5 protein-coding genes are annotated in these 13595 nt (G+C 32.5%); 4 read left to right on the forward strand and 1 reads right to left on the reverse strand.

Annotated features, from left to right (window positions below; genetic code table 11):
• The first annotated feature begins 81 nt into the window (after positions 1 to 81).
• Together HNV08_RS08790 and HNV08_RS08795 are read left to right on the forward strand one after the other, a co-directional pair.
• Positions 82 to 1101, forward strand: coding sequence for an NAD-dependent epimerase (locus HNV08_RS08790; RefSeq protein ID WP_173280876.1), 1020 nt, complete (start codon positions 82 to 84; stop codon positions 1099 to 1101).
• 155 nt (positions 1102 to 1256) lie between these two features.
• On the forward strand, positions 1257 to 2636 hold the full coding sequence (locus HNV08_RS08795; protein WP_173280878.1) for a nucleotide sugar dehydrogenase: 1380 nt from the start codon (positions 1257 to 1259) through the stop codon (positions 2634 to 2636).
• Between the two features lie 65 nt (positions 2637 to 2701).
• Here HNV08_RS08795 and HNV08_RS08800 read toward each other — a convergent pair whose 3' ends face one another.
• Positions 2702 to 10219, reverse strand: coding sequence for a T9SS type A sorting domain-containing protein (locus HNV08_RS08800; RefSeq protein ID WP_173280879.1), 7518 nt, complete (start codon positions 10217 to 10219; stop codon positions 2702 to 2704).
• A gap of 505 nt (positions 10220 to 10724) precedes the next feature.
• On the opposite strand from HNV08_RS08800, the gene HNV08_RS08805 reads away from it, so the two are divergent.
• On the forward strand, positions 10725 to 12359 hold the full coding sequence (locus HNV08_RS08805; protein ID WP_173280881.1) for a glucosamine inositolphosphorylceramide transferase family protein: 1635 nt from the start codon (positions 10725 to 10727) through the stop codon (positions 12357 to 12359).
• Between the two features lie 133 nt (positions 12360 to 12492).
• Positions 12493 to 13590, forward strand: a complete 1098-nt coding sequence (locus tag HNV08_RS08810) for an acyltransferase family protein (protein WP_173280882.1) — start codon at positions 12493 to 12495, stop codon at positions 13588 to 13590.
• Positions 13591 to 13595 lie beyond the last annotated feature (5 nt).

The raw sequence follows: 13595 nt of genomic DNA on the forward strand, positions 1-13595 counted from the left end.
ATTGATAGCCATAAAATTTACGGGTATCAGTCAAAATTTTAATCTTTGGTGTCACTTTTAAAATTGTAAAATTATTTTATTATGAAAGTATTAGTAACAGGAGCTGCAGGTTTTATAGGATATTATGTATCAAAAATACTTCTATCAAAAGGACATCAAGTTGTTGGTTTAGACAATGTTAACGATTACTATGATGTGAATTTAAAATTTGATCGTCTTAAAGAATTAGGTATCGATAAAGATGAGGCAAAGGTGTTTAATACTTTATGTAAAAGTAGCACCAATGACTTTACATTTATAAGAATGAATCTTGAAGATCGTATAGAACTTCCTAAACTATTTACAGCAGAAAAATTTGATATTGTGTGTAATCTTGCGGCTCAGGCAGGTGTTAGATATAGTTTAGAAAACCCTGAAACTTATGTAGATTCTAATCTTGTAGGTTTTTTAAATATTTTGGAATGTTGTAGAAATAATGCCATTAAACATTTAGTATATGCGAGTAGTTCTAGTGTTTACGGTATGAATAAAAAAATACCTTTTTCTACAGAAGATAACGTAGATCATCCAATTAGCTTATATGCTGCTACTAAAAAAAGTAACGAACTCATGGCGCATACATATAGTCATTTGTTTAATATAACGACAACCGGATTAAGATTTTTTACAGTTTACGGACCTTGGGGACGGCCTGATATGGCAATGTTTTTATTTACAGATGCTATTGTAAAGGATAAACCTATAAAAGTCTTTAACCATGGAAATATGGAGCGTGATTTTACTTTTATCGATGACATAGTTGAAGGCGTTGTTAGAATTATTGAGAAACCTACAACTGACAGAATTACTTCTAAAGAATTATATAAAGTCTATAATATTGGAAATAACGATTCTGTAAAGCTTTTAGATTTTATAAAAGAAATTGAAATTAACTTGGATAAAGTCGCGGCTAAAAATATGATGGAAATGCAACCAGGTGATGTAGAAAGAACGTGGGCAGATGTAGACGCATTAATAAAAGATTATGATTACAAACCAAATACCTCTATAAAACATGGTGTAAAGGCGTTTATAGATTGGTTTAAAAACTATTATAATTAAGATTTTATTTTTTTTTAAGGTCACCATTCAATGTTTAGATGGATACTTATCGTGAAAAAGTGTTCTTTATATATTATATTGCGCAAATAAATTAATTTAAAACAAATTTGTTGTCTTTTATGACAATTAACTCAAGTCTAAATAAACTTTAAATAATGAAAATAACAAATATTTGTTGTATTGGAGCTGGTTATGTAGGAGGACCTACAATGGCAGTCATTGCAAAAAAGAATCCAAATATAAAAGTTACTATTGTAGATATCAATGCAGAGCGTATCGCTGCGTGGAATGATGAAGATGTTTCTAATCTACCTATTTACGAGCCAGGTTTAGCTGAAATAGTTGAAGAAACAAGAGGTAAAAATTTATTCTTTACAACAGAAATAGACAAAACAATAAAGGAATCTGAAATGATTTTCATTTCTGTAAACACACCTACCAAAACATATGGTAAAGGTAAAGGTATGGCTGCAGATTTAAAGTATGTAGAACTTTGTGCTAGAAATATTGCCGAGGTTGCAACTACAGATAAAATTGTTGTAGAAAAATCTACATTACCTGTAAGAACAGCACAAGCCATAAAAAGTATATTACATAATACAGGAAAAGATGTTAAGTTTAGTATACTTTCTAACCCTGAGTTTTTAGCTGAAGGGACAGCAGTACAAGATTTACTAAACCCAGATCGTGTACTGATTGGTGGAGAATCTGAAGAAGCTATAGAAAGCCTAGCGAATGTTTATGCTAGTTGGGTACCTCAAGATCGAATCTTGAGAACAAATGTTTGGTCATCTGAGCTATCTAAACTTACGGCAAATGCATTTTTGGCACAACGAATTTCGTCAATTAATGCCATTTCAGAATTATGTGAACATACTGAAGCTGATGTTAATGAAGTAGCAAAAGCAATAGGAATGGATTCTAGAATTGGTCCTAAATTCTTAAATGCGTCTATAGGATTTGGAGGTTCGTGTTTTCAAAAAGACATTTTAAACTTAGTCTATATTGCAAGAAGTTATAACCTTCAAGCCGTTGCAGATTATTGGGAGCAGGTCATTATTCTAAACGATCACCAAAAACGTCGTTTTTCGGACAATTTAATTAGTACGTTATATAATACGGTTTCTGGTAAAAAAATAGCAATGTTGGGCTGGGCGTTTAAAAAAGACACTAACGATACTAGAGAATCAGCTGCGATTTATGTTGCAGACCATTTATTAAGCGAACAAGCGAATATTGCTGTATACGACCCAAAAGTTAATGGTGAAAAAGTACAAGCTGATCTCAATTATTTAAATACACGATCTGAAGCTGAAAATAAAGAATTAGTGAAATCATACAATGATCCGTATGAAGTAACAAAAGATGCTCACGCCGTTGCAATAATGACAGAATGGGATGAGTTTAAAACTTATGATTGGCAAAAAATATATGACCAAATGAAAAAGCCAGCATTTATTTTTGATGGCAGAAATATATTAGATCCTATTGAAATGAAGAATATTGGTTTTGAATATTCATCTATAGGGAAATAAACAAAACTTGTATATAAAAAAAAAGCACTAATATTATTAGTGCTTTTTTTTTCTATTAATTCTATTTAGTTTACTATTAATTTTTTTGTTGTACCGTTATTCTTATCTACAAATTTAACAAAATAAATCCCAGATTGAAATGACGTAATATCAACAGTCGTTGTTGTAGATGGATTCAAATCTTCGTTAAATACTTGGACCGTATGCACTAACTTACCAGTGACATCAAAGAAATGTATATTAGAAACTTCTAATCCTCCTGTTAATTTTATATTGACTTCATTTAAGGCTGGATTTGGATAAAGATCTAATTCAAAATCTTGCGCATTAGGGTTATTTGATTGTGTAGTACATTCTAAATCTACTTCTACTCTAACAGTAGCTTCGTCAAAATCTAAAGCATTAAAAACCGTTACATGATAATCTGTTGTCTCTAAAGGAGATACCTCAATTGTCGGTGTGGTTTCACCTGTACTCCACAAATAATCATCTCCTCCTGTGGCTGTTAAAGTAACGACGTCGTTTGTACAAATAATAACATCATCACCTGCATCTGCAATGACTGGATTTAAAACGTTAACTGTTACTTGTTTTTCATCGTAACAATCTCCAACATAACCTCTTACTTCATAAGTGGTTGTTTCGCTTGGACTAACAGCAATATTAGGTTGTGTAGCACCATTATTCCATTCATAACTATTAGCACCTGTTGCTGTTAAGGTTATGAAATCACCATTTAATATATCCACTTGTTCTCCATTTGTTATTACTACATCTGGACTTGGATCAACATATACTGTCACCGAATCAGTATCTTGTTGTTCTCCTTGAGTAATAGTTACATTATATGTTGTTGTAGTTAATGGGCCTACAATAATTGACTGAGACGTTTCTCCTGTACTCCACAAGTAGCTATCCCCTTGATTAGCTGTTAGTACAACTTCATAACTAAGGTTATTATCACAAATATGCTCGTCAAAACCAGCAGAAGCAATAAATATTGGTTCTACAATTACCGTGATATCTTGCGGTTGACTTTCACAAGAGTTTGAAGTCCCAACAACAGTGTAGGTTGTCGTTTCTGTAGGGCTAACTGTTATAGTACTTGTGGTTTCTCCAGTGTTCCATATATATGACATGGCACCACTTACAGATAATGTGGTACTCTCTCCTTCTAGTATAGTCACATTCTCACTTGTATTAATCTCCGGAAGATCGTTTACAATTACAACAACACTATCTGAGTCTGAATTTCCTAATTCATCATATACAGTTACCGTATATGTGGTGGTTTCAAATGGCGTAACCGTTATTGAAGCTGTAGTTAAGCCATTATCCCATAAGTAATTAATTCCTCCTGTTGCATTTAAGGTAACACTTTCTCCACTACAAATAGTTGCATTTTCACCTGCGTCTGCTGTTAACTCAGGTACTACTGTAACCGTTACAACAGCTTGACTCTGACAACCTTCTGCCGAATAGCCAATTGCAAAATATGTAGTGGTTTGAGATGGACTTACAATAATTGAATCCGTTGATTCCCCTGTACTCCATATGTACGTCTCTGCACCTGATACAGTTAGCGTGGTACTATCACCTTCGGTAATTTCTATATCTTCACTTATTGTCAAAACAGGTAATTCGTTTACTGTAACTGTTACAATGTCGGTATCAGAATTCCCTAAATCATCAGATACTGTGACCGTATAAACTGTTGTTTCACTAGGAGTGAAAGATTGTGCAGCTCCAGTGGCTCCAGTATTCCATAAATAATTATCACCACCTGTAGCAGTTAAAACTACACTTTCACCAATACATATTGATACATCTTCTCCTGCATCTGCATTTACTTGTGGAATTACAGTTACTGTTACTTGTAATTCTTCACTAGGACAACCGTAAGGCGAATAACCTATTACTGTATATGTCGTTGTTTCGGTTGGACTCACTACTATTGTACTAGTTGTCTGACCTGTACTCCAAATATGTGAATTAGTTCCTGTAATACTTAAACTTGTACTTTCTCCACTAAATATTGTAACATTGTCGCTAATTGTGACTGCCGACATATCGGATACAGTAACTATAACACTATCAGTATCTGTATTACCATATTCATCGAATACTTCCACTTCATATGTCGTGGTAACGTTAGGACTTACAATTATTGAAGCACTAGTCTCTCCTGTACTCCATAAAAAATTTGGTCCACCCGAAGCAGTCAATGTTACACTTTCTCCTATGCAGACGGCTACGTCTGATCCTGCATTAGCATTTAATTGAGGTATTACAGTTACTGTTACTTGAAATTCTTCAGTTGGGCAACCATTAACTGAATATCCAATTACCGTATATGTTGTAGTCTCCGTAGGACTTACAATTATTGTACTTATCGTTTGACCAGTACTCCATATATGAGTATTAGTTCCTGTTATATTTAAACTTGTACTTTCTCCACTTAAAATTGAAACATCATCACTAACAGTCACAGTAGACATATCTGGAACTGTCACAATCACAGTATCTGTATCCATATTCCCATACTCATCAGAAACGACAACTGTATAAGTTGTAGTTTCAGTTGGACTTACTGTTATTGAAGCGCTAGTTTCTCCTGTATTCCAAGAATAAAATGTACTCCCTGTTGCCGTTAAAGTTACACTTTCTCCTAAGCAAATTGCCACATCTGGACCTGCATTAGCAAAAACAACTGATACTACAACTACTAATATTTCTTCTGTTACTTGGCATCCTGAACTAGAAAACCCAGTAACACTATATGTAGTAGATTCAGTTGGACTAACGTTTATAGACGTTGTCGTTTCACCAGTATCCCATAAATATGTTTCAGCACCACTTACTCCTAATGTAGCCGTTTCTCCTTCCAATATTGTAACTTCTTCTACAACCGATATGCTCGGTAAATCATTAACGGTTACTGTTACGCTATCTGTATCAGAATTCCCATAATTATCACTAACAACAACGGTATACGTAGTTGTTTCTGTTGGGTTTAATATTATTGATGGGTTGTTCTCTCCAGTACTCCATAAATAATTTACACCACCAGTGGCGTTTAAGGTTACGTATTCTCCTTGACAAATTTCTACATCTATTCCGGCGTTTGCTATGACTTCAGGAATTACAGTTACTTCAATTGATTCCGTAATCTCACAACCATCAACTGAAAAACCAGAGACTGAGAATATTGTTGTTTCAGTTGGACTTACAATAATAGATTCTGTTGTCTCACCTGTGTTCCATAAATAAGTATCTGAGCCACTAACAGTTAATGTTGTACTTTCTCCTTCATTAATTTGAATATCATCACTAACTGTAATTTCGGGTAATTCATTAACAGTAATTATGATGTCATCTGAATCAGAATTTCCATAGTCATCAGTGGCAGTTAAAGTAAAAGTTGTTGTTTCTGTAGGATTAACTATTATGGTTTCGCTAGTTTCTCCTGTACTCCATAAATAAGTAGATCCTCCAGATGCTGTTAAAGTTGCACTTTGTCCTACACATATTGAAAAATCAGCTCCAGCATTCGCTTCAATTTCCGGAATTACAGTTACTGTAACTTCTGCCGTACTTTGACATCCATTAGCTAAAAAACTAGTTACAGAATATGTTGTTGTTTCTTCTGGCGATACGTTAATTGACGCAGTTGTTTCACTGGTATCCCATAAATAAGTGTCACCACCTGAAGCCTCAAGTGTAGCCGAATTACCAATTACAATAACTACATCGTCAGAAATAATAATTTCTGGAATAGGTAATACAAATACTTGAACATCATCTACATGAGAACATGTATCATTCGAAACTTCAACTGTATAAATAGTATCCTCAATTGGATTAACTGTAATTGTTTCTGTAGTTTCTCCTGTACTCCATAAAAAATTATCACCATCCATTGCGGTTGCCGTTAAGGTTACAGTTTCACCATAACATATCGTTTGGTCTTCTCCTGCATAAGCAGTTGGTATAGGGCTTACAGTAATTGTAACGTCGTCTGTATCAGAATTTCCATAGTCATCTGTTACTGTCACAGTATACGTAGTATCTTCAGTAGGTGAAACAGTAGGAAATGCACCTTCGTGTCCGGTATCCCAAATATAACCTGTACCTCCAGATGCGCTTAAGGTTATGCTTTCACCAATACAAATTGAAGTATCTTCCCCAGCATTAGCTTCTAATAATTCTACAACGTTAACTGTGATTTCTGAAGTGTTTTCACATCCATTTTCAGAATTTCCCACTACAGAATATGTTGTTGTAACATCTGGAGTAACCGTGATTTCTGGTGTTATTTCTCCAGTATTCCATGTATAATCAATTCCACCACTTGCAGTTAATGTTGCGGAATTCCCAATCATAATAAAGACATCTTCACCAGCAGAAATATTTGGTAATTCTAAAACTGTAACGGTTACGCTATCTGTACTTGTATAGCCGTAATCATCTTCAGCAGTCACTGTATACGTTGTTGTCTCGGTAGGACTAATTACAAGTTCAGATTCAGAATCTCCTGTACTCCATAAATACGTAGATCCACCAGTAGCCGTTAGAGTTACAGTTTCTCCATAACAAATTGTTACATCTTCACCTGCTTCGGCAATAATCTCAGGTATCACAGTTACTGTTACACTAACCTCAGTTATACAACCATTAAGACCAATTGAAGTTACTGTATACGTTTCTGTGGTTAATGGACTAACCGTTATTGATTCTGTAACTTCTCCTGTATTCCACTCATAATTATCACTTCCACTTACGGTTAGTATTGTAGACTCACCTTCAACAATGACAATATCTTCTGAAATTATAAGTTCAGGGGATTCATTAACAAAAATAGTAATGTCATCTGTACTACTACAATTGTTAGAAGTTACTTCAACAGAGTATACAGTTTCTGTTATAGGACTCACTTCAATTGAAGCAGTTGTTTCTCCAGTATTCCATAAATAGCTATCTCCTCCTGTGGCAGTTAATGTTACTGTTTCACCTTCACAAATTGTTTGATCATCGCCCACATAAGCAATTGGTATTTCATTTACCGTTATAGTGACGCTTGCTTCTGTTGAGTTATCATTATCATCAGATATGGTTACTGAATACGTTGTGGTTTCTGTCGGATTCACATCAATAGAAGCTGTGGTTTCTCCATTTTCCCACAAATAATTGGTACCTCCAGACGCTGTCAACGTAATTGTTTCTCCAATACAAATGCTTTGATCTAGACCAGCTGTAGCTTCTGGTAGAGAATCAAAAAAAAACGTAAGAGAAAAATTATCTATCGCAACGACAGAACCTGTTCCTCCATTACCACTATAATACGTTACTACAAAATCATAAGTGCCTTCTTCTACTAAATATGGCTCAAAGTTTAAACCAACGTGTCCGTTTGGCAATCCTGCATAAATAGGATCACTTTCTATCCAATTTCCATTTGATGGTCCTGTCCAAGTTACACCAACACTTTCTACAGCAGATGTATCATCTCCACCTTCTGGTATACATCTAAAGTTAATAAAGTGGCTTTCATCTTCTAAATTTATTTCTGCATTACCAACAATATCATGAATTACAAGATCTGTTTCAGCATTATATAAAGGATATGTTCCAAAAAAGTCATCGACCACGGTAATTAATGAGCTATCTGAAAAACCTCCATCATTAGCCGTAAATGTTATTGTTACTTCACCAACCATTAGCGCTGTTACATTTCCATTTTCATCAACTGTAGCCATAGATTCGTCACTACTGCTCCATATACCAGAAATATCAGATGTGTTTGTTGGGTTAAACGTTGTATTCAATTGTAAACTATTTCCAAGTTCTAGATTGGATTCTTCAGGTGTTACTGTAACAGACTCTAAAGAAATTATATCATTTGTAACTGTTATTATGGCGTTATCAGTAAAATCCCCATCATTCGTTGTAAATGTTATTATCACCTCTCCTTCAGAAACAGGTGTTACTATTCCACTTTGACTCACTGTTGCAATAGATTCATCACTACTACTCCATATGCCATTTTGATTAGTAGCATCTGAAGGCAAAATAGTAGCCGATAAACTTACTGTATCAGGTATATTAATTGTTGCTGTTTCTGGTGTTACTTCTACACCTGTAACATCAATAATTTCAATACCATTCAGATCTATTTCATTTAGATACTCTTCTACTCCAACATATCCGCTTGGCCATATATAGCTTGAAAGATCTTCATCTACTTCAAATCCTCTTGCAATCTTCCAAACATCTGGCATACCATCATTGTTGGTATCAAAATTAGCTGGTCTTGTATTTTCTGGAACGACTGGATATGGAATTGTACTTTTGTCATCAAAAAAACTACCATCATATGTGTCATTTTGAATCATTAAAATATCTGCAGCATCTTTATCATCACGAAACGGGTAAATTGATCCATTAGCGTTTAAGGTTTTATCCGCTCCCACGTCATTTAAAACATCAATATATGCTTGATCTGCAGTTTTTATAGAGAAGTTTTGACCAACCAAAGGAAACGCTGTATTCGTAAAATATTGGTCAGGCACTTGAATATTCTCTGTTAAATGAGAACCTGCAAAGACAGACCACATATCTCTATCATCAGATAATGGTGTTTCTCTCTGCTGTGTAACAATACTTCCTGCGGCATAAATTAACGGATTATCATATGCTGTTGTTTGCACTTTTTGCAAAAACCTTGAAGAGATAAATTCATCACCAAACCATCCAGGTAATCTAATTCCGTTTGCGGCAGTTTTGTAGTAGTTATTTATAACATTATAAGTTCCTTCTCCTGTAATTCTTATTAATCTATATTTCCAATTATAAACAATGTTATTAATTATATCGTATTGACCGTTTCCTTTTGGATTTGGAAACCGGTGTGAAATACTACTATAAACATTATTTACAAAAGTAAAATCTCCATCGACATCATCTACACCTAATATTGTACCTGTTTTACTGTCTTGAAGAAAACAGTTCTGCATGGTAATATTCCCCATTATTCCAACACTAGAACCTAAACTTCCGGATTCGTCACCACCATGACTAAAAGTACAGTGATCTATAATAATATTGCTACCTCCTGTTAACCAAAATGCATCTTGTATACTAGATGCTTGACCTCTAAATCGAATATATCTAATGATTACATTATTTACATTTTGAAACATAAATTCAGATGTTCGAATGCTTATTCCTCCTGCAGGTGCAGATTGACCAGCAATGGTAATGTTATCATAATCTGAACCACTAATAATCGGTGTATAATCCCATTCACTTGTAGCATCGATCTCTCCACTTACATCAAAAACAATAATTCGAGGTCCAGGCGTTTGAATTGCTTCTCTCAATCCACCAGGCGCATCCCAATCTAAAGTAGTAACATGAATGACTTGTCCGCCACGTCCACCTGTAGTATGTGCTCCAGCTCCTTTCGCTGTGGGAAAAGCAAGCTGCTGGGCATTTAATGAAGAAAATATAAATAATATAATTAATGATCCAAGACCAATTTTGTTTAGGGTAATTCTAAAGGCTCTCATAAATTCATGGGACATTTTAATTTTTATAAGTAGGTTTGGCAATCTATAAAATTAAAACATCATTTCAAGTTTAAGCGCTAAAATATTCGACAAAGCGCAATTAATTGTTTATTTTTTCGTTAAAATGCAAGTATCTGTAAGGTAAGTATTACAGTTATTTTTACTTTTTTAAAGTTTAATTATATACGATTCATATCACCTTTTAGACTATTTTGTCTAAGAATTTAACACTTAAACGGAAATTTTTACAAAAATAATGATGTTATAAAAAATACAGCTTACTCCTTATATTAGTTATACATAGTTATTAACATCTAGAAAGGGCAAAATAATAAGTGAGACAAAAAAACGAACTTCGAAAACAAAACCGTTCTAAATAGGAAGGACAACCAATTAAATAAAGAAAATCATATCATAAAAATGAAACTATAGATTATTATTTATTAAAATTGTTTTTTTAGTTTTAAAAATTGTTTTTTTGAAAATTATTGCAACCAATATATTACTCAATTTATATTTTATGAAAAAATTAAGAATTGCGATTATCAACTATCCCTTATATATTTTTGATTGGCAAAAAGCTATTATCAACAATTTAATTGATTCTAATTTTTCAGAAATCGTTTTAAATCTTGACTTTCATGAAGAAATGAAAGAATTGCAAAACTCTACTAATGCTGTGCCTGTTTTTTTTAAATCATATTTAAAAATTGACAGCAAATTTTTTAAGCCAGTACCTAATGCATTAGCAAAAACAGATAAATCAGATAAATCAGATAAAATTAATAATATTACCACGCTTTCCATTACAAAAACAATTGATATAAAATCACTTGAAGAATATGAGTTGGATATAATATTAAACCTCACGGAATTGACTCTAAATAATGAGATAGTAGATAAAGCAAAATATGGCGTTTGGTTTTTAAATTTTTGTGATTTAAATTATATTAATAAACGTCCATATGGCATTTGGGAAATGCTAGAAAAAAGGCCTGAGATGACTGGTGTTTTGAGATATATAAAAACCGGTATGACCTACCCAAAGACTATTGACCAAACCTTTTCGTGTACAGATGGTCTAAGTTATAAGAGGAATCTAAACGATATTTTATGGCAAAGCCACTTTTTAGTTGGAAATAACATAGAATTGTTATCAAAAAACGAAGAGCTTTTTAATAAAAAACTATTAACGAAATCAGGTATTTATCCTGAAAATGAGATTACTGTTCCTTTTTCGCCGCCATCGAATACCAAAATGCTAAAATTTGCCATTGCTCTGTACGCAAAGAAATTATTTCAAGTTATTAAAAGTAAAATTTATTTTAACCAATGGGCTTTAATATTCTTGAATAATAGCAATAGCAATGAGAATCCATATGATTTAAAACATTATAAAAAGATTTTACCTCCTAAAGATCGATTCTGGGCTGATCCTTTTTTAATTAAACATAATAACAAGACATATTTGTTTATCGAAGAATTAATATATAAAAATAAACTAGGTCATTTAGCGGTAATGGAAATTGACAATGAAGGCAATTATTCAAAACCTGAAACTATATTAGTTAAAGACTATCATTTATCATATCCATTTATATTTAAAGAAGATGATGAGTTTTATATGATTCCAGAAACTAGTGGTAACAATGATATTCAATTATATAAAGCTACTGATTTTCCTTTAAAATGGGAATTGCAAAAAGTTATGATGAATAATGTTGTAGCAGTTGACACAACCCTGTATAAAGAACATGATACATATTGGATGTTTACCAATTTAAAAAAGCATAAAGGAGGATCTAAGCATGTAGAGCTTAATTTATTTTATTCGAAATCATTATTGGCGGATCACTGGGAGCCACATTCTATGAACCCTATTGTTACAAGCGTTAAAACAGCAAGGCCTGCAGGAAAATTATTTATTAAAAACAATAAATTATATCGACCTTCTCAAGACTGCTCAAGTCATTATGGGTATGGATTAAACATTTCTGAAATAACTAAATTAAACCCTAATAATTACGAAGAGAAATTAGTTGAGGCGATAAAACCAAATTGGGATAAATCTATAAGTTGTACCCATTCTTTCAATTCTGCCGAAGAACTCTATATAAGTGATATTAAAATAAATAGAAATCGATTTTTACCATAATAACTTAATTTAATGCTTCAATGTTTTAGGCTAAACCTTAGTTTTAACGAAATTTAGTTCCAATCAACTTAAAAAACGTGGAGATTAAAACCTTTTAATCATATTTGCGTTAATAAATTTTAACCTACAAATTATGAGTATCGAAACTAGAGTGAAATCAGATCGATTATATCATCTTGATTTAATTCGTTTTATTGCAGCACTTTACGTAGTATTTTATCATTATTGCTTCAGAGGTTTCGCTAAAGACAATTTTAGCATTTTACAATTTGAACCATTAGAAGGGTTTTCTAAATATGGTTATTTAGGAGTAGATTTATTCTTTATTATTAGTGGATTTGTAATATTATTATCCATTAGAAATTCAAATTTAATTGACTTTTGTATTTCAAGATTTACTCGGCTTTACCCTGCATTTTGGTTTTGTGTAATAACAACAGCACTTATTATCGTTCTATTTGGCAGTCCTATATTTAAAGTTTCACTAAATCAATTTCTATTTAACTTAACTATGCTTAATGGTTTTTTTGGAATAGAACATGTAGATGGCGTTTATTGGTCTTTAGTAGTAGAATTAAAGTTTTATATACTCGTAGGAATTGTATTATTTTTTAAAAAATTAAAGTATATCAAATTTTTAGGGTATATATTATTAGCCATTTCAATTCTACAATTAATTATTCCTTTCGCTGTTGCTCCAAAATTTTTGCAAGCTATTTATTACATTACTTTTGCACGTTGGAACCCTTATTTTGTTGCAGGTATGTTTTTCTTTCTTATGAAATCTGAACACAACATTTTAAAGAACTTAATTCCAGTAATAATTGCTTATTTCATTTCTTTACGTTATGCTATATTAACTATAGAACACCGAAACGCACTATATGGTTATGGATTTTCTCATGAAATTGTTATCGCATTAATAACCCTCTTTTTTATCATTATTTTCTTAATAAGTACTAATAAATTACAAGCATTAAATAAACGCATTTTCATGTCGTTAGGTGTGTTAACATATCCGTTATATTTATTACATCAAAATATTGGATATATTATATTTAATCATCTTGGGAAGTCTGTCAATAAATGGTTGCTTTTAAGTATCGTTTTATTTTTTATGCTAATTGCTTCCTATTTTATAAGCAAAAAAATAGAAAAACCTTTAGGCACTTACATGCGAAATAAATTAAAAATGAACCCATTTCTTTTAAAATTAAAAACTAAATTTTAGTTAAA

This window comes from Winogradskyella eckloniae (assembly GCF_013249045.1).
Taxonomy (GTDB): domain Bacteria; phylum Bacteroidota; class Bacteroidia; order Flavobacteriales; family Flavobacteriaceae; genus Winogradskyella; species Winogradskyella eckloniae.